General features: G+C 34.8%; 18 protein-coding genes. 8 read left to right on the forward strand and 10 right to left on the reverse strand.

The features are described from left to right. Positions 1 to 25: 25 nt before the first annotated feature. The gene (locus tag JNUCC72_RS00295) at positions 26 to 463 is read right to left on the reverse strand and encodes a Fur family transcriptional regulator (protein ID WP_454143787.1); all 438 of its coding nucleotides are present in this window, start codon (positions 461 to 463) and stop codon (positions 26 to 28) included. Positions 464 to 548: 85 nt separating this feature from the next. Here JNUCC72_RS00295 and JNUCC72_RS00300 point away from each other — a divergent pair, with 85 nt between their 5' ends. The 3 genes from JNUCC72_RS00300 to JNUCC72_RS00310 all read left to right on the forward strand — a co-directional run bounded on the left by JNUCC72_RS00300 (position 549) and on the right by JNUCC72_RS00310 (position 2,916). Next, complete coding sequence (locus JNUCC72_RS00300) at positions 549 to 1,460, forward strand: metal ABC transporter solute-binding protein, Zn/Mn family (RefSeq protein WP_454143789.1); 912 nt, start codon at positions 549 to 551, stop codon at positions 1,458 to 1,460. A gap of 86 nt (positions 1,461 to 1,546) precedes the next feature. Beyond that, a complete protein-coding gene (locus tag JNUCC72_RS00305; protein WP_454143791.1) occupies positions 1,547 to 2,212 on the forward strand; it encodes a CPBP family intramembrane glutamic endopeptidase in 666 nt (221 codons plus the stop codon). A gap of 14 nt (positions 2,213 to 2,226) precedes the next feature. After that, positions 2,227 to 2,916: a CPBP family intramembrane glutamic endopeptidase gene (locus tag JNUCC72_RS00310; RefSeq protein ID WP_454143793.1), complete on the forward strand. Its 690-nt coding sequence runs from the start codon at positions 2,227 to 2,229 to the stop codon at positions 2,914 to 2,916. Positions 2,917 to 2,929: 13 nt separating this feature from the next. On the opposite strand, the gene JNUCC72_RS00315 is transcribed toward JNUCC72_RS00310, so the two are convergent. From JNUCC72_RS00315 to JNUCC72_RS00335, 5 genes are all read right to left on the reverse strand, one after another. Beyond that, a complete protein-coding gene (locus JNUCC72_RS00315) occupies positions 2,930 to 4,081 on the reverse strand; it encodes a cation:proton antiporter (RefSeq protein WP_454143795.1) in 1,152 nt (383 codons plus the stop codon). 139 nt (positions 4,082 to 4,220) lie between these two features. Next, positions 4,221 to 6,029: a heavy metal translocating P-type ATPase gene (locus tag JNUCC72_RS00320; RefSeq protein ID WP_454143797.1), complete on the reverse strand. Its 1,809-nt coding sequence runs from the start codon at positions 6,027 to 6,029 to the stop codon at positions 4,221 to 4,223. A 117-nt stretch (positions 6,030 to 6,146) separates the two neighbouring features. Then, the gene (locus tag JNUCC72_RS00325; protein ID WP_454143799.1) at positions 6,147 to 7,487 is read right to left on the reverse strand and encodes a polysaccharide deacetylase family protein; all 1,341 of its coding nucleotides are present in this window, start codon (positions 7,485 to 7,487) and stop codon (positions 6,147 to 6,149) included. A 122-nt stretch (positions 7,488 to 7,609) separates the two neighbouring features. Continuing rightward, entirely contained in the window at positions 7,610 to 7,861 is a 252-nt protein-coding gene (locus tag JNUCC72_RS00330) for a hypothetical protein (RefSeq protein ID WP_454143801.1), read from the reverse strand. Positions 7,862 to 8,325: 464 nt separating this feature from the next. Then, the gene (locus JNUCC72_RS00335) at positions 8,326 to 9,477 is read right to left on the reverse strand and encodes an ArgE/DapE family deacylase (RefSeq protein WP_454143803.1); all 1,152 of its coding nucleotides are present in this window, start codon (positions 9,475 to 9,477) and stop codon (positions 8,326 to 8,328) included. Between the two features lie 453 nt (positions 9,478 to 9,930). Between JNUCC72_RS00335 and JNUCC72_RS00340 the strand changes: the two genes are divergently transcribed. The 4 genes from JNUCC72_RS00340 to JNUCC72_RS00355 all read left to right on the forward strand — a co-directional run bounded on the left by JNUCC72_RS00340 (position 9,931) and on the right by JNUCC72_RS00355 (position 13,137). After that, a complete protein-coding gene (locus tag JNUCC72_RS00340; protein ID WP_454143805.1) occupies positions 9,931 to 10,749 on the forward strand; it encodes a MetQ/NlpA family ABC transporter substrate-binding protein in 819 nt (272 codons plus the stop codon). 19 nt (positions 10,750 to 10,768) lie between these two features. Then, complete coding sequence (locus tag JNUCC72_RS00345) at positions 10,769 to 11,833, forward strand: methionine ABC transporter ATP-binding protein (RefSeq protein WP_454143807.1); 1,065 nt, start codon at positions 10,769 to 10,771, stop codon at positions 11,831 to 11,833. Further along, entirely contained in the window at positions 11,833 to 12,519 is a 687-nt protein-coding gene (locus JNUCC72_RS00350; protein WP_454143809.1) for a methionine ABC transporter permease, read from the forward strand. The genes JNUCC72_RS00345 and JNUCC72_RS00350 overlap by 1 nt, the downstream gene beginning before the upstream one ends. Before the next feature lie 141 nt (positions 12,520 to 12,660). Further along, on the forward strand, positions 12,661 to 13,137 hold the full coding sequence (locus tag JNUCC72_RS00355; protein ID WP_454143811.1) for a MarR family winged helix-turn-helix transcriptional regulator: 477 nt from the start codon (positions 12,661 to 12,663) through the stop codon (positions 13,135 to 13,137). Between the two features lie 33 nt (positions 13,138 to 13,170). On the opposite strand, the gene JNUCC72_RS00360 is transcribed toward JNUCC72_RS00355, so the two are convergent. From JNUCC72_RS00360 to JNUCC72_RS00370, 3 genes are all read right to left on the reverse strand, one after another. Further along, positions 13,171 to 14,208 carry a PTS sugar transporter subunit IIC gene (locus JNUCC72_RS00360; RefSeq protein WP_454143813.1) on the reverse strand — a complete coding sequence of 346 codons (1,038 nt, stop codon included), beginning with the start codon at positions 14,206 to 14,208 and terminating at the stop codon, positions 13,171 to 13,173. An 11-nt stretch (positions 14,209 to 14,219) separates the two neighbouring features. Continuing rightward, positions 14,220 to 15,221, reverse strand: coding sequence for a PTS sugar transporter subunit IIC (locus tag JNUCC72_RS00365; RefSeq protein ID WP_454144668.1), 1,002 nt, complete (start codon positions 15,219 to 15,221; stop codon positions 14,220 to 14,222). Positions 15,222 to 15,311: 90 nt separating this feature from the next. Continuing rightward, positions 15,312 to 16,484 carry an aminotransferase class I/II-fold pyridoxal phosphate-dependent enzyme gene (locus JNUCC72_RS00370; protein WP_454143815.1) on the reverse strand — a complete coding sequence of 391 codons (1,173 nt, stop codon included), beginning with the start codon at positions 16,482 to 16,484 and terminating at the stop codon, positions 15,312 to 15,314. 149 nt (positions 16,485 to 16,633) lie between these two features. On the opposite strand from JNUCC72_RS00370, the gene JNUCC72_RS00375 reads away from it, so the two are divergent. Beyond that, a complete protein-coding gene (locus JNUCC72_RS00375) occupies positions 16,634 to 16,810 on the forward strand; it encodes a hypothetical protein (protein ID WP_156403337.1) in 177 nt (58 codons plus the stop codon). Positions 16,811 to 16,845: 35 nt separating this feature from the next. On the opposite strand, the gene JNUCC72_RS00380 is transcribed toward JNUCC72_RS00375, so the two are convergent. Continuing rightward, positions 16,846 to 17,886 carry a YdcF family protein gene (locus JNUCC72_RS00380; protein ID WP_454143817.1) on the reverse strand — a complete coding sequence of 347 codons (1,041 nt, stop codon included), beginning with the start codon at positions 17,884 to 17,886 and terminating at the stop codon, positions 16,846 to 16,848. Positions 17,887 to 17,901: the final 15 nt, after the last annotated feature.

Below are 17,901 nucleotides of genomic sequence, written 5' to 3' on the forward strand. Positions count from 1 at the left end.
AACAGACCTTTTAGGGTCTGCTTTTTTAGTTTTCTTTAGATTTGCAGTTTGAGCAGTTTTGGCATAATCCTTCAAGAACAAATTGATGAGACAAAATCTCAGCTCCTGGAATTTGTGATTGATAAATTGACATTGGACATTCTTTCAACTCGGTAACGATGCCACAGTTTTGGCAAATAAAATGATGATGGTGGTCAAATTCACAAATGACTTTGACCATGGCATGTCCCATTTGATTATTTTGCTCAAGTAATCCAGCTTCTTCGAGTTGTTTAAGATTGCGATAGACGGTATTGTAACTCATTGAAGGAAATGTTTGGCGCATTAATTGATCAATTTTTGTAATATCTAAATACGTATCACGGTATTTGATCAGTAAATCGATTAAGACTTCACGTTGTTTGGTTATTTTAAGTTGATTTTGTTTCATCTTGTTTAAAACTTGTTGTTTTAAGTGATTCATTTAATTTCCTCTTTTCTTTTGATCAATAATCCTATATAATTATAAATCGTAATGATTATCATTTAAAGGAGAAGTAACTATAATTATGAAAAAAATATTTGCGACAATCGTACTAGCTCTTGCAGCCGTTGTTTTTGTAGGATGTCAAAGTCAATCTCAACAATCAACAACGACTAGCGGCTCAAATTCGGAAAAAGCAATCAATGTGATTACTTCAACGGATGTTTATAGTAATATTGTATCAGAAATCACACAAGGAACTTCTGCCAATGTAACGCCAATTATTTCAGGTTCTAGTGCAGACCCTCACCACTTTGAACCAACAGCTAATGATGCTAAGAAAATCACGAATGCTGATTTAATCGTAGAAAATGGCTTGGGTTATGACAGCTGGTTTGAAAAACTAGTGAAATCAACCGATACTAAAGCACAAAAAATATCAATTGCAACAGACATTGCCCAACTTAAAGATGGCGATAATGAACACATCTGGTATGATGTTAGCTTAATGAAAAAGTTTGTTGAAACAACCACTCAAAAATTGAGCGAAATTGATTCAGCTAACCAAGCAACTTACCAGAAAAATGCACAAGATTACTTGAAGAAGTTTGATACTTTAACTACAAAGATTAACGATGTCAAAAGTCATCTATCTGATGCCAACAAAAAGGTTAACGTATCAGAGCCAGTTGCTGATTATCTCCTTCAACAAATTGGATTTGAAATTAACAACAAGCATTTTGAACAAGCAATTGCAGAGGAAACTGATCCTTCAGCTCAAGATATTGCCCAAATGCAAAAAGATTTCGAATCAAAAACCGTTTCATTCTTTGTTTACAATACCCAAAGTCACAGTCCTTTAGCTGATCAAATGGCTGACAAAGCCAAAGCAGCTAACTTACCAATTCTTGAAGTAACTGAAACTAAACCTAACAACATATCGTACATTGATTGGATGACAGATGTTGTTGATCACATTTCAAAATTAATGAACTAATTTAATTATGATGAGTTATTTTTTCAAAACCTCCAACATGTTTCTAAATGCTATAATGAGATTTAGAATCTGTTAGGAGGTTTTTTATGTTTAAAAAACGCGGAACATTTGAAAAAGTTCTGATGATTTTTATTTTCTTTTTCTTTGATATCTTATTAACTGGGTTAATGGGAACAGTTAAGGCAGAACCCATTAGTATGGGATATATCGTTAATAATGCCATCAGAATACTTGTGGCAGTGGCGATTATATACGTGATGACAATTGAATATGGACATGAATTAAAGGTTGATAATCAGCGAAAATTCCAATTTAATTGGCGATTTAATAAGCGCAATCTCATGATTACGATCATTGGTGCAGTTACCATGTTAGCTTTTCAATTTTTGATAGCATTAGCAATCCCTGCTAATCAAACTTCATCAAATGAAGCAGGATTGAATGAAATTTTAGCAAGTGTTAACTTTTTATTCCCACTGTTTGTGATGTTTGTAGGGCCTATTGTTGAAGAGTATATTTTCAGAGGATTATTTTTCAACTTATTTTTCAAGAAGGATACACGGTTAAATAACGTTGTCGGGATTGTTGTTAATGGTGTCCTATTTGGGTTAATGCACGAAACATCATTGTCAATATACTTAGTGCTTTATTCGGTGATGGGAATGATACTAGCTTCAGTATACTTGTTCACCAAAGATATTAAGTCATCAATTATCGTGCATATCATCAATAATGTGATTAGTAGTTTATAGTGAGGGGTTAAAAAATGTCGAAAAGTGTCAGCTATGTTGTTCGCTTAATTATGGCGGTTGTCGTTTTTTTCGTTGATCAACTCTTGTTAGTTTTTTTGCAAATGCCAAAAGAAGTTATGAGCTTGGGTTATGTTTTGGGTATTGTTCTTCGGTTAGCTGTTGCGGCAGTTGTCGTTTATGGGATTTATCGTTATTATCGTTACTTACTTGAAAAAGATAATCCTAGACAATTCATGACCAAACAAACCAAGTTTGGCTTTGACAAAGTAATGCTTGTGTTGGGATTATTTGTTGTTTTAATTATTGTTCAGGTTGTTATCAACTTGGTGTTATTAAAAAACCAACCAGAATCAGCTAACCAAGTTAAGATTATCGAATTTGTGAAAGGGAATAACTTTTTATTTGGACTATTCGTTGTTGTTATTGGTCCTATTCTTGAAGAAATCGTCTTTAGAGGGTTATTCTTTGATTTATTTTTCAAACAGAGTTCTAATTTAAAGAATACATTAGGTATTATTTTAAACGGGTTACTTTTTGGTCTAGCCCATACTAGTTTTCAGTTTAACTTGAGCTTAGTCACTTATGCAGTGATGGGGATGCTATTTGCAGGTATTTACCTCAAAACAAAAGATCTACGCTGTTCAACAGGTGTTCATATGTTGAACAACTTATTATCATTTATTGGCATATTATTTGCAAAATAAAAAGCAGGATAAATTATCCTGCTTTTTTTATATAGTAATTTAACATGAATGGTGTTAAGACAGTTGTTAAAATAACGACAATGATAAGTTGGACATATAAGTCATGTGAAATAATCGATTTGGTTAGGCCGGTTTGTACTAATATTAAAGCAACTTCACCACGAGCAATCATTCCACTTCCAACAATGTTAGCCTGGTTTTTGGGTAGCCCAAAATATTGGCTGACTAATTTGCCAGGTAAAAACTTTGAAAGAATAGCAATTAGGGTGAAAATCAAAATTAATGGCAAGTTATCTAAAGCACCATCTAATGTCATGTTAAGTCCGATTGAAGCGAAAAATAAGGGGATAAAAATCAAGTAAGCTGTTGCCGATATTTTGTCTGATACTTGATTGAAAAAGGTGGCATCCTTCAAAATAATACCGGCAAAGAATGCGCCCATAATACCGCTAAGTCCGACTTTTTCGGCAAGAATAGATAAGCCAAAAATCATAACTAGTGAAAATATTTCATAGAAATAAGGGAGGTTAATCGACTTTGTTTTGAAAAAATTGTCGATAATAGGGAAGAATTTTTTAAATAGAAAAACAAAACCAAAGAAAATAACTTGCAAGATTAGTGTTTGACCTAAAGCAAGGGGATCAAAACTACCTGTACTATTAAAGTTGATGAAAAGACTCAAAATAAATAGCGTCAAAAAGTCATCGACAATTGCAGCACCAATTAGAACATTTCCCATTTTACTTTGCAATAAACCTGATTCTTTTAGAACTTCCAGTGCAATTGAGATGCTCGTTGCAGCGAGTACAATACCTAAAAAGATACTTTCGTTGAATCCGACAGCGAATATTGTGATACTTGCTGTCGTTATCAAAATAATGGGAGCAACAACACCGAGAACAGCGACAGTGAAACTGGATTTAAAGACACTTTTTAGTGTTTTTAAATCACTATGTGAACCCGCAATAAAGAGTAAAAGGATAACTCCGATTTCAGAAACAGTACTAATGGCTTCATCTGTATGAACCCAACCGAGTAAAGCAGGTCCTAGCAAAACACCAGTAAGTAGTTCACCAATTACAAGTGGCAAACTAATTTTTTGAAAACCTGCTTTTAGCAGTGTAGAGACGATTAAAATTAAAAATAAACTTAAAATAAGGTGCATTTTCATCATTCCTTCCAAATAAAAAAACGCACTTTCAAAACTTCTCATCTACCCAAATGAGAGGAAGTCTTGAAAGTGCGTTGCACTCCAACCAAAATACGATTATTTATATTTATTATACTAAATATTTAGTAGACTCTCAATATTTTTCGCCACGTGGGGGGAGTTTTGCAAGTAGACCTAAGACGATTGTAATGGTATCAACAACTTCTTGTAAAATAGCACCAAACAGTGCTGGAATTAGGCCAAATGAAGCGACTAGCATGAGCATAATTAAAATGACAATACCTGTGATAACGTCAGTTTTAGCAACGTGCATTGTCCGGCGAGCGATTTTGACAGCACGACTAACATGAGCTAAATCGTCAACTAAAATTACTGCATCGGCACTTTCACTAGCTGCTGTTGCACCGGTTGCTCCCATTGCTATGCCAATATCGGAAGCAGAAAGAGATGGGGCGTCATTAACACCATCTCCGACCATCATGACAGGACGATGATCTGCTTTAACTGCCTTTAAATAATTGATTTTATCAACCGGAAGACATTCGGCTTTAACTTGTTCAATACCTAACTCTTTAGCTACTTTATTGGCGACTAAACTATCATCACCAGTTAGCATCATGATATTTTCAACACCTAATTCTTTCAAATCAGCAATCGTTTGCTTAGCTTCAGGTCTGATTTGATCTGAAAATGTGAGATAACCTACATACTCTCCGTTAATAGAAACATGGATGGCAGTTTCTGTTAACGATAATTTTGGATGATTGAGTGAGACAAAGTCCAGTTTCCCAACCTTAACTTCTTGGTTATTAACGGTCGCAACAACACCATTACCTGTAAGTTCTTTGAGGTCAGAAACGGGATAAAGGGTATCATGACTGACTTCTTTGAGTAAAGAACGCGCTAAAATATGAGATGAGTTCTGCTCAACACTAGCAGCTAATTTTAAAAACTCCTCTTTACTAATATCTGCATACAACTGTACATCGTTAAGCTTTAGTTGATTTTTAGTCAACGTTCCCGTTTTATCAAAAGCAATGGTTTTAGTTAATGCAATCTTTTCAATAGCGGTTCCGCTTTTAACCACGATATGATTACGGCTCATACGACTCATACCCGCAACTAATGAAACGGGCGCTGCAAGGATTAAGGGACAAGGTGAAGCGACAACGAGGACTTCTGCAAAACGCACTGGGTCTTTACTGACAGCCCAAGCGACACCAGCAATAATTAAGGCAATAATCGTAAATGGGACGGCATAACGGTCAGCCATTTTAACGAATTTTGCGGGTTTTGCTTCAGAGCTTTGAACCAAGTGCACAATTGCTTGATACTGTGATTCTGAGGCGATTTTTTCAACTTTCATTATCACAGAAGAATCACCGTTGATTGATCCAGACATTAATTTTTGATTGTGTGTTTTTGAAACCGGCGCAGATTCCCCTGTTAAAGAAGATTCATCAAAAGTTGAAGATCCTTGTGTAATAATACCGTCTACAGGGACTAGTTCCCCGGGCTTAACAACAACAAAATCGCCAACTTTTAAATCATCTGCACTAACTTCTTTCAATTTTGAGTCAGCAGTTAAAAGATGAGCAGACTGTGGTGCATTTTTGAGTAAAGATTCTAGTTCTTTACCAGCTTGTGAAGCTGCATAGTCTTCAAGTGAATCTCCACCTGTTAACATAATTAAAATCATCAAACTAGCCCAATATTCCCCAACAATCATTGTAGCGATAATTGCCATAATCGCTAAAATATCGACACCATATTTCCCTGATTTTATTGTTTTAACCATTTCAATAACTAATGAAATGGCCATTAAAACACCGACAATTGTGATTAGAACTCGAGCACTAATCGGTGAGTGAAAAATAAATTCTAAAATTAAGGCAATCACACCGACTAAAAGTGTGACACCTAGTTTCCATTGATGTTTCAAGACTATACCTCCTTAGGTTAAGCTAAAATAATAATAAGCTTCAACTAAAATTTAACACAAGTAGTAGTAAAAGTGAATTAATTAAGCCTAATAAAAAAAGCATTCAGATTGAATGCTTTAGCGTGTGTCATGTTGGCTATAATAGTTAGTCATTGGATAAAGTTTGTGTTGATATAACTGGTCAATTGTTACGAATTCATAACCTGCATTTTTAAGATAATTGATAATGGTAGGCAATGCATCGGCTGTTGTTTGGTGAATGTCATGCATCAAAAGAATAGAACCTGAGCGTACATTTTGTTGAATGGTTTTGAGCAGTGTTGACACACCTGGTTTTTTCCAATCTTCGCTATCAATATTCCATTCAATCAATGGTTTGAAAATAGCTTGATCGACAGTTTGGTTTCTGGCACCATAAGGCGGCCTAAATAAAGTTGGATAAATATGAGCAGCTTCATAAATTGCTTGGTCAGTTTGATTAACTTGATTGTTGAGATCATCTGGCGTCAGTTTAGTTAGCATCGGGTGATTAAAACTATGACTACCAATAGCGTGACCATTTTCTTTTACCTTGTTAACCAAGTTAGGATAGCGTTTTGCATTCTGGCCTAACATAAAGAATGTAGCCTTAACATCAAATTGATTTAAGGTATTCAAAATACTATCGGTTGAACCAGCTCTTGGACCATCATCGAAAGTCAAAGCAATAACTTTCTTTTGACTTTGAGTAGGCTGTTCAGTAGAAATTTGGTAATCAGGGTTCAATAAATAATTAATTGAAGCCATATCCAAAGTTGCTTGTTTGATAGTTGCGGCATTATCAGGAAGACGCATATCCAGTTGGTTTTGATTGAGTTTGAAATGAGTTGTATCTAAGGAAATGGACTGCAATTGATTTTTTAGTGTAAGGAATTGCTCAGAATTAATAGCGTTTGTTTCAAAAACATGTTTAGTCAAGGCTAGTTTAAAAGCAGCCTGACTCTTGTCATCAGCTTTAATCAAGTCTGCCAGCTTCAAAATTTTACTACCATCTTTTGTAGAATTGAATTCAGCGACTACTTCTGAATCCGTTGTTAGGTTCTGACTATTTTTTGGAACACTATAAATTGTGTTCACTAAAATGGTGCCATTTTCTTTAGATGTAAGGTAATACACATTATCAGTTTTTAGTTGCTGGTTAATCATTGTTGTGGCAGCATTTTTAATAACTTCATTTTCTGGCAAAAAATAAGTTTGAATCTGGTCATTGTTTGTTGAAGCCAGTTTTTTTAAGTTAGGATAAGTTTGTTCAATCAGTTGGTCAGCTTTTGGTTCAGAAGGAGAGGATTCCATTTTTATTGTCGCAATAATAATCAAAGCTAAGACAATAAAAATACTGAATAAAATAAGCCCCCATTTTTTGAAATTTCGATTGTTTTGTTGACGTTGTCGTCTGACTTGTTTGCGAGATCGATGCATAAGTATAATCCTTTTATCTATATAATTTTGATGAATAATATACTATTAAGTCTACCATATTCGAATATCGACAAAAATAAAAAGACATGCAATTAATCGCATGTCTTTTCTTAATAATCAAATTAGTTAGCTGATGATTCTGATGAAGCAGCTTCTGAACTTGATGATTGTGATGATGAATCAGCAGCTGAGCTTGATTGTGAGCTTGATTGATCACTTGATGATGATTGTGATGATGAATCAGCAGCTGAGCTTGATGATTGTGATGTTTGTGCATCTGATGATGAACTGTTTGAGCTGTTACCGTTTGAACAACCTGTTAATAACAATGCTGAAGCAAATAATGTGCTTCCTAGTACAACTAATTTTTTCATAGTATATTCCCTCCGAATATTTCCAATAAATATATATAAATAAGCTTTTAATGTCATCACGCTTGGACTAAAAATAATATTAATATTATGCAATAAAAAAAACAACTTATAAAATTGTAATTTAAAAAAAACATAATAAATAGAATCAGTTTCTTGTATGTACGAGATAATTGAACTTATGTAATCCAAACAGATTGGTACTAAAAGATTATCTTTAATCCTAATAGTGCTACTTATTAACAGTTTTGTCAAGCAAAAAATAGCATAATAAAAAGCCAGCCCGGGGAGGCTGGCTTTTCTTTTGGGTCGACTAACAAGTCGACGCAACGTTCAATCTACTTGGAGGAGTAAGAATGAATGAAAACAAAAGTTGGGTCATATTTGTTTATAACAAGCCTCAAGGGGGGTAACCTATTGGCTATGGTTAAACTATACTGATAAAATGTGAAAAAAGTGTGACCATTTTATTCAAATTCATTGAAATATTGTAAAATAACCTGTTTTAGCGTTGTAATTGTTTTTAAATAGCTAGATATTGTTGTGAACTCATCAACTTGATGCGCATTTTCCCAAGCATCAGGGCCAAATACTGCTACGGGAAGCATTGGATTTGCTTTAACAAAATCGCTAGCATCTGTTGCACCATGGATAATCTTTAATTCCGCTTTTCTATTAAAGTTTGCGGTTGAAAGCGAAGTAAGTTGCTTAATTAACTTATCATTAGGGTCAGTGACAACTGGATAAAAGTCATGAATAATTTCAAGTTCAAGGTGGCCCGCTATTTCTTGATTTAATTGGTCAATAGTACGAGTCAAAATATCAATAATAGCTTGGTTAGGAGCAGTACCGGTTGGTCTGATATTACCTGATAATTCAGCATATTCAGGAATGGAGTTGATTTGATGACCCCCTTCAATTTTGGTAATGCTGTGGGCTAAGTCACCTAAAATAGGATCAGATTCAAATTTGTCAAAAAGATGTGGTTCTTGATTAGCAAAAGCTATCAAATCAGTGATGGCATTGATACCATTTTTTGGAGCGGAACTGTGCCAAGCTTTACCATAGCTTTTAACGCGATAATTTAGTGAACCACAATGTGCATAGATAACATCTCCACCTGTTGGTTCAGAGATAATAAGCGCATCTAAATCTTTACTGTAGCCTTTTTCAGTTAGTACCTTAGCACCTGAAGCACCATCTTCTTCATTATTTGTCATTAAAAATCTTAGAATACCGGCTGGTAAAGTATGCTCTTCAACTAATTCGATAATAGCGATAACTTGTGCTGCCAGACCACTTTTCATGTCACTTGATCCGCGACCATACAGCTTATCTCCTACAATTGTTGCTTTGAAAGGATCATATGTCCATTTACTAATATCACCGGCAGAAACAGTGTCAGCATGTCCTGAAATCCCTAAAATTTTATCAGATTTTTTTGTCCCTATTTCTGCGACCAACGTTGCACGATTAGGAGCAACTTCATCTATAATAGAAGAAATACCATGTTGGTCAAATAATTCTGCAATGTAATCAGCAATTTCTTTTTCATTTTGATCAACGGTATTAATTTCAATTAAGTCACTTAATATTTTTACTTTTTCTTCTTGTCTCATTTTTAACTCCTAACTATTTGACATAGTATACTGTAACTAAGAGACTAAATTAAAACTAGATGAAAATCAAATTTAATTTTTGGGTGTTGACAACTTACAAAAAATGGCTTATTATTTAGCCAACAACGGAATAAAGCAAACAAGTTGATTGAGAAAGTAACTTTGTTAAAGACTGTACAGAAAACTTACATTTGATGAGAGTAAGGTAGTTCACACGAAGCGAAAATGGCTCATGATTGGCGTTACTGAATGATTTTAAGTAACGATGGACTGGCACCCATTAACCGTGCACGCGTATCACAACTCTTTTTGAGTTTGGTTGTACGTTGTTGAGGAAGTAAGTGTAAGCTTGCTTCGAAGTAGAATGGTAATCACGATAAACTCGTTTCTAATTAATATTAGAGGCGAGTTTTTTTATTTTAATAGGAATTTAGTTTGTAGGAGGAATTAGTAATGAAAAAGTCAGTTAAAAAGATTTTATTAGGTTTAGTTACCGTGGTAGTTGCGTTGGTAGCCACAGCTTGTTCATCAGGTGGCGGTGGTAATGAGGTCAAAGTAGGTATCATGGGTTCAGATACACGTATTTGGGACGTTATCAAGACCAACCTTCAAAAAGAAGGCGTTAATATTAAGTTAGTTCAATTTAATGATTATGATCAACCTAACCAAGCGCTTGCTGGTGGTGACATTGACTTGAACGCTTACCAACACGTTTACTTTTTAGAAAACTGGAACAATGCTCGTAAGACAAATCTTACAGCGATTGGTAATACAGTAATTGCACCATTGAGTGTTTACTCAGATAAAATCAAAAGCTTAAATGATTTACCAAATGGTGCACAAATTGCACTTCCAAATGATGTTACAAACCAAGCACGTGCACTTCAACTACTAGAATCAGCAGGTGTGTTGAAACTAAAAAGCGATGTTAAATTACCATCACCAAATGATGTTGTAGATAATCCAAAAAATATCAAATTATTACCTTTAGATGCTTCACAAACAGCACGCTCATTGTCTGAAGTGAGCGCATCTGTTGTGAATAACACAGTTGCCTTAGATGCAAAATTAGATTTAAACTCAGCAATTTATAGAGAACCAATTACAGAAAAATCAAAACCTTGGATTAATGTGATTGCAACAAAACCAGAAAACAAAGATAACGAAACTTACAAGAAAATCGTCGCAGCTTACCAAACACAAGAAGTTGCTGATAAGATTAAAGAAGTATACCAAGGTTCAACAATTCCAGCATGGGATTACAAATTTTAGATTAGACGAGGTGTAAAGGATGGCACAGCCCTTAATTCAACTAAAGAATATTAGTGTTAATTTTAAGAATAAAGAACGCGATGTATTAGCAGTTGATAACGTTAATTTAGACATTCAACGTGGTGATATATTTGGTATTGTGGGTTATTCTGGAGCAGGTAAAAGTACACTTGTTCGTGTGATTAACTTGCTTCAACGACCAACAGGTGGTGAAGTGCTGATTAATGGTGAAGATATTTGCCAATATGATGCGCCAAAGCTACGTCAAACACGTAAGAAAATCGGGATGATTTTTCAACACTTCAACTTAATGATGTCACGTACAATTGCGCAAAACGTCGCTTATGCTTTAAAAGGGAGCCCCCTTTCTAAGCAAGAAAAAACTGATAAAGTTAATGAACTTTTAGAATTAGTTGGATTGTCAGATAAAAAAGATACTTATCCTAGACAACTTTCTGGCGGTCAAAAACAACGTGTGGCAATTGCCCGTTCACTAGCTAATGACCCAGATATCTTAATTTCTGATGAAGCAACAAGTGCGTTAGATCCTAAAACAACCGAATCAATTTTGAATTTATTACAAGAGCTAAATAAAAAGTTGAACTTAACTGTCGTTTTAATCACTCACCAAATGGAAGCGGTTAAACAAATCAGTAATAAAGTAGCTGTGATGGAACAAGGAAAAGTAATTGAACGCGGCTCAGTGCTTGATATTTTTGCTAATCCAAAAACTAGTTTGACCCAGTCATTTATTGATACCACAACAAGACTAGATGCAACATTAAAAGGTCTAGCACAACAAGATAACTTAAAACACCTTAAGCCGGGTGAACAATTAGTTCAGCTTTCTTACTCAGGGGATACAACCGATGAACCCATTATTGTTAGCCTTTACCAAAAATTTGGCGTAAGTGCCAATATCTTATATGGTAATGTTGAAATCTTACAAGGAACACCAATAGGAAGCTTAATCGTGATTTTAAGTGGCGAAGCGTCAAAAGTAGCAGAATCATTAGAATTTTTAACTAAATCTGGTGTTCGCATTAAGAAACTCAATTTAGCTGATTTTGGAGGTGACGATTAATGGATTTTCTAAAACAATATATTCCTAACGTTTTTGATAACTGGCATGGTGATTATGGCTTTGAAGGTGCAATTTCTCAAACTCTTTATATGACAATCATTAGTGCGATTATCGCAGGTGTTATCGGTCTAGTTGTAGGGCTGATTTTAGTTATTACTGAAGACGGTGCAATTGCCGAAAATAAAACGATTTACAACATTACTGATAAGATTGTCAATGTGTTAAGATCTATTCCGTTTATTATTTTGCTAGCTTTAATTGGTCCCTTGACTAAAATAATCGTTGGCACTACAATAGGCCCACAAGGAGCACTTGTTCCGCTTGTAATTGGAACATTTCCTTTTTATGCTAGACAGGTTCAAAATGCTTTAGTGCAAGTTGATAAAGGTGTTATTGAGGCGGCTCAATCAATGGGAGAATCAAACTTTGGGATTGTTTGGAGCGTATACCTAAAAGAAGGATTACCTGATTTGATTAGAGCAAGTACTTTAACAATTATTAGTCTAGTTAACCTAACTGCAATGGCTGGAGCTGTTGGAGCAGGTGGACTAGGAAGTCTTGCATTGGATATTGGATATAAACGTTTCCAAAATGATGTGACTATCGTTGCAACACTGATGGTTTTATTATTTGTTTTCGTTATCCAATTCATTGGAGACTACATTACAAAAAAAGTAAGTCATTAAAAAGAACACTGTCTTAATTAAGGCAGTGTTCTTTTTGTTGTTATAGCATTTTAAGTAAATTTTTATTATATTTATGATATAATTAATATTTGATAATTATAATGAATATAAAATAAAAGTTATAGTGAGGAGGACATTAGTTTGGTTCAAATTAATCGCGATCATATTGCTTGGCAGGTAATCGAAAAATTACAAAAAAGTTCTTTAACTGAAAAGTTGAGCTTTTTCGAAGAAAAATATGGTTCTCTTTATGCTGAAGAGGTTAGAGCACAGCTAACACATCATGATTTAGAAATTTTAACTTTGATATTGGGGAAAGAAGTTATGATTTCAGATATTGTTAATCAGATGTCAATTACACAAGGCGGTGTTTCTAGACGAATCAAGAAATTAAATGAGTTGGGGTATCTTGAAAGATTTAGAGGGCTAGAAAATTATCGTAATGTTTATGTTAAATTAACCTCTAAAGGGGAGCATTTAGCTAATGCTAATTTAGCTTTTCATGAATTAGCTTATGAAAAGGTTAAACAAGATTTTAGTTCATTTACACAAGATGAATTAGATACAATTGAAAAATTCTTAGGTATTGTTCAAAAATACGGTGAATTTGGTGAATAAAAAAAAGGAAACTCAAACTTTGAGTTTCCTTTTTTATTTGTAGTTAATTTTGAAATCATTTTGTGACATATAGCCTAGTTTTTGAATAAACAAGTAGTAGCTGATTAGGGCTAACAAAATCGGAATTACAATAAAAGTTAAGCCAACCACTGACCAGCTAGCAGAATATTCTAGTGCTGTGATAGGGCCAACTGCACCAATAAAACCAAATCCGCCACTAACAGGAGTTCCTTGAATATTAAATAAGGGTCCTAAAGCTCCCATGATTGCGGCGTTAACCACGATTGGGAAAATAACTTTGGGTTTTTTTAAAATATTAGCGAGCTGAATTTTCGGTGATCCTAATATCAATGCAATCGCAGTTCCAAAAGAGTTGACTTTAAATCCGTATACGGATAAGGAAAAGGCTGTCGCGACAACGCCCAGTCCTGCTGATCCAGAAGCAATTCCCGAAACGCCAACAGCTGTCGCAATCCCAACAGCTGATATGGGTGAAATCATAATCAAAGCAAATGAAGCACCAAGTAATCCCCCCATTAAGAATGGTTGAAGATGCATAAATTGCGTGACCAAACTATTAATGAGGAGTGTGATTTGACCAACAGGTTTTAGTGTTAAGCTTCCTAATCCACTCCCAATTAGAAGGGCCAATGATGGCATCAATAAAATCGTATAAGATTTTAAACGATTACCCAGAATCAAGATGATTAGATAGGCAATTAAAATAGTAACGCCGACATTGATTACATCTCCAGTTCCAGCAATAGATAAGCCATTAGATGAAACTTTGATGTTACCAGCTCCCACAACGGTTGCTAAGGCTAACGAGGCTGTTTGGATCGGTGTAAACTGGCTAATCATCCCAACACATAATGCACTAACTGCTGGAAGTAGAGTCGTTGCAATAGCAGTGAATAATAGAACAGATTGTGACCAAGAGTATTGGGTGAACAGCTTCATTAAATTGTTCAAAATGGCACCAGGTACTAGCGTAGTAATCACACCAATCGAAATACCATTTAAAATGTTCACTAAAACTTCTTTAAACTGGGCAAAAGTTAAGGGCTTCACATTTTTCTCCTTTAATCGTAATTAAGTGTAAAGTCTTTAATGTCCATAAAGCGCCATCTTAGAATAAATAAATAATGGCTAATTAAAGCTAAAGCAAACGGTACAATAATGAAAATAATAATTAATGTCAAAATGTTTGAACCTTGTTCAAGTGCGGCAATAGGCCCGATTAAACCTGAAAAGCCAAATCCAGCACTCATAGCGGTTCCGTTGATGTTTAGCAGTGCACCTAATCCACCTAAGATACCAGAGTTAATCGCAATCGGCAGCATGACCTTTGGCTTTTTAACGATGTTGGCCATTTGAATCTTAGGAGAACCGATGATGTGAGCAAGGGATGCACCGAGTGAATTAACTTTGAAACCATAAACAGCTAAAGCAAAAGCAGCTGCCACAATCCCAAGGTTAGCAGAACCGGAAGCAACGCCTTGTAAGCCAACTGCAGAAGCAATTCCTACCGAAGAAACGGGCGAAATAATGATTAAAGCAAATGAAATACCAAGTAAAATTCCCATCAGAATAGGTTGAAGATGCGTCACCTGTGCGATGAAATCGCCAATAAATTGGGTAATTTTACCAACGGGATGCAGTGTTAATTGACCAATCCCACCACCAATAATCAAAACAATCGATGGTAATAGCAAAATCGTATAAGATTTTAGACGATTGCCTAAGAGTAGTATCAACATATAACTAATTAAAATTGTGACACCAACGTTAATAACATCACCTGATCCAGCGATTGTCAGTCCGTTGGGTGTTGTTTTAATATTGCCAGCACCAATTGCTGTGGCTAAAACAAGCGAAGCGCTCTGGATTGGCGTTAGTTTTCCCATTAAGCCAACACAAAGTGCACTAATTACAGGAAGTAGGACTGCTGAAATTGCCGTAAAGTTTAAGACGGTTTGTGCAAGTCCAAAATGGGGTAACAAGGCTTTCATAATGTTATTAAGTAAAGCACCTGGAACCAAGGCAACGATAACACCAATGGAAACACCATTAAGCGTTGTCATCGTAATTTTTTTGAGTGTTTCAAGCCAGTTTTTGTTCAAAATAAAGCTCCTTTTCTGGGGTGAAATGATTGACTGAGTCAGTCGTCGCTTTTATTTTACCTGGTTTAAAAATGTTTTGATACGATCTAGTGCCGTTTTTATATTTTTTTCACTAGCAGCAAAGCTAATACGAACATAGCCTTCACCACCAGGACCAAAACAAGAACCTGGAATGACGGCAACTTTTGCTTCGTGAGCGAGTTGACGGCTAAATTCAAAACTGTCTTGTGTAAATTGTTCAGGAATTTTGGCAAATAAGTAAAAGGCACCGTTTGGTTTGACGTAATCAAATCCAAGTTGACTAAGCCCTTCTTCTAAAATGGCAACACGTTTAGCATAGGCTTCTCGCATCTGAGGACCATCTTCAAGCCCATTCTTGAACGCTTCAGTTGCAGCTGCTTGAGCATTGGTTGTAGCTGATGTGATTAAGAATTGATGCACCTTATTAACTTCATTAATAATAGGAGCGGGTCCACCAATCACACCAATACGCCATCCAGTCATAGCGTGTGACTTTGAAACACCGTTAAAGACAACTGTTTGCTCAGGTAAAATTGTTCCCATTGAAACGTGGTCATGTTGATAAGAAAGTTCGCTATAAATTTCATCACTGATACAAAAAATATCGTAGTTGGCAATAACAGATGCTAAATCTTCTAATTCAGCTTGATCATAAGTTACACCAGTTGGATTGTTTGGAAAGTTTAAGACAACTGCTTTTACTGATTCGCCATTTTCATCAAGTGCTTTTTTCAGTTGTTCTTTTGATAATTTGAAATCTGTTTTTGAAGTATCAATATAAATTGGTGAAGCACCTAAGAATTCCATAATCGGGATGTATAGAGGGAAAATAGGTGTAGGTAAGATGACTTTATCACCTGGATTCAAAATTGTAGACAATGTAGCATAAATTGCTTCAGTTACACCGGCTGTAATAATTAATTGATCTTCTGGATTGTAGTTTAACCCATACTTAGATTTTAAAAATTGGCTTGCGGCTGTTCGAAGTTCGATTGTACCACGGGGATTTGTGTAGTGACTTTCATTGTTTTCAATACTTTTGATAGCGGCTTGTTTGACGTGATCAGGTGTATTGAAATCAGGCTCACCAATTGTAAGGTGAACAATATCTTCAATCTGTGAAATTTCAGCGTTGAATTCTAGAATTGAATTGGGTTTCAAAATAGATAAATTTTTGTTTAAGCGATTAATCAGTGATGACATAGCGAATCTCCTTTTAATATGTTTTTATTATTTTTATCATATCATTTTAATATAAACAGTCAATTATTTTCAAAATTTTAGTATAAATTAGTTAACAAATTTATATTCTAGCGCTATAATAGAATTAAATTAATGAGGAGGAATACATTATGGCATTTAATTTTGACGAAATGAAAGACAAAGTATCAAAGGGCATTGATTCAGTTAAAAACAGTGACGCTGTTGATAAAGCTAAAAAAGCAACTGATGATGTTCACAAAAAAGTGAGCGACGGTTTAAACGAAGCTGGCAAAAAAGTGGATGAATTCCGCGGTAAAAAAGATTAACAAAAAAACTCTGAGCGAAAACGCTCAGAGTTTTTTTATTTTAATTGTGATAATGAGTTAATAATCGAGAAAATAACTAGCAAGACAATGACAATGGTATGGAAATTTCGGTGCGCAAGTAAGACAGCGATATACTCTCTAATAATTGCATTTGGTACAAAGAAAAATCTTGTTTTCGCACCCAAACCATTAATTGGCATACCGGCATCTCTAGCGTATTGAGCACCACGATAAAGGTGGTAGTAGCTTGTAACAAAGATACCATTATGAACATCTAGTCCAAGTTGATCGATAATTTGTCTTGAAAATGTCATGTTTTCAATTGTATTTTTTGCTTTGGTTTCCGCAATCACACGTTTAGAATCAACACCATGGTCAATGGCATACTGACGCATAGCTTCACCTTCTGAAGTGCTTTCATCAGCTCCTTGACCTCCTGTACAAATAATGTAAGGTGCGGGTTTTCCTTTTTCAATTTGTTTTTGATAAAACCAAATGGCACGGTCAATCCTAGCTGCTAATAAAGGTGGCACTTGATTGCCGTTGATTAATCCTGAACCTAAAACAATAATGAAGTCTTTATCCTTTTTAGGTCTATAAAAGTAAAAGAGTAATAGTGAGCTTAAAAAGCTAAACAAACAAAGGATAATGTAACCTAAAATAATACTTAGTATATTGTCAAAAAAGATGAATATTTTTTCAGGTAATAACCAATGTATCAATCCAAAAACAAATGGATAAAGGATACTCATTATTCCTAAAATAAGTGTCAATGTGTTAGCTAGTGAATGAGATTCTTTTTGCCAAACGATAATACCGTTCCAGATTAAGAAGACACCATAAAATATTGAAAAGAAAATAACAACAACCATTAATAATCCAGCTATTATGAAGCTTGTTATAGTCAAAGGCTGATAGTTGATTGTTAAAACAATGGAACCAAATAGTATTCCCGTTGTTAAAATAGCTAAGTTAAGTAGCAAACCATTTCGTAGTCGACTTTTATTTTGTTTGTAGCTGTATAAAAATGATGTCATAATGATTAAATCGATTAAAAATATGCAAAAAATAAACAAGTTTAAACCTCTTTT

The organism is Holzapfeliella sp. JNUCC 72 (assembly GCF_053668685.1).

What these genes read in the sequence shown, in the direction of transcription:
- JNUCC72_RS00295 (WP_454143787.1), bottom strand. Translation starts at nt 463, where the DNA reads ATGAATCACTTAAAACAACAAGTTTTAAACAAGATGAAACAAAATCAA.
- JNUCC72_RS00300 (WP_454143789.1), top strand. Translation starts at nt 549, where the DNA reads ATGAAAAAAATATTTGCGACAATCGTACTAGCTCTTGCAGCCGTTGTT.
- JNUCC72_RS00305 (WP_454143791.1), top strand. Translation starts at nt 1,547, where the DNA reads ATGTTTAAAAAACGCGGAACATTTGAAAAAGTTCTGATGATTTTTATT.
- JNUCC72_RS00310 (WP_454143793.1), top strand. Translation starts at nt 2,227, where the DNA reads ATGTCGAAAAGTGTCAGCTATGTTGTTCGCTTAATTATGGCGGTTGTC.
- JNUCC72_RS00315 (WP_454143795.1), bottom strand. Translation starts at nt 4,081, where the DNA reads ATGCACCTTATTTTAAGTTTATTTTTAATTTTAATCGTCTCTACACTG.
- JNUCC72_RS00325 (WP_454143799.1), bottom strand. Translation starts at nt 7,487, where the DNA reads ATGCATCGATCTCGCAAACAAGTCAGACGACAACGTCAACAAAACAAT.
- JNUCC72_RS00330 (WP_454143801.1), bottom strand. Translation starts at nt 7,861, where the DNA reads ATGAAAAAATTAGTTGTACTAGGAAGCACATTATTTGCTTCAGCATTG.
- JNUCC72_RS00335 (WP_454143803.1), bottom strand. Translation starts at nt 9,477, where the DNA reads ATGAGACAAGAAGAAAAAGTAAAAATATTAAGTGACTTAATTGAAATT.
- JNUCC72_RS00340 (WP_454143805.1), top strand. Translation starts at nt 9,931, where the DNA reads ATGAAAAAGTCAGTTAAAAAGATTTTATTAGGTTTAGTTACCGTGGTA.
- JNUCC72_RS00345 (WP_454143807.1), top strand. Translation starts at nt 10,769, where the DNA reads ATGGCACAGCCCTTAATTCAACTAAAGAATATTAGTGTTAATTTTAAG.
- JNUCC72_RS00350 (WP_454143809.1), top strand. Translation starts at nt 11,833, where the DNA reads ATGGATTTTCTAAAACAATATATTCCTAACGTTTTTGATAACTGGCAT.
- JNUCC72_RS00365 (WP_454144668.1), bottom strand. Translation starts at nt 15,221, where the DNA reads ATGACAACGCTTAATGGTGTTTCCATTGGTGTTATCGTTGCCTTGGTT.
- JNUCC72_RS00370 (WP_454143815.1), bottom strand. Translation starts at nt 16,484, where the DNA reads ATGTCATCACTGATTAATCGCTTAAACAAAAATTTATCTATTTTGAAA.
- JNUCC72_RS00375 (WP_156403337.1), top strand. Translation starts at nt 16,634, where the DNA reads ATGGCATTTAATTTTGACGAAATGAAAGACAAAGTATCAAAGGGCATT.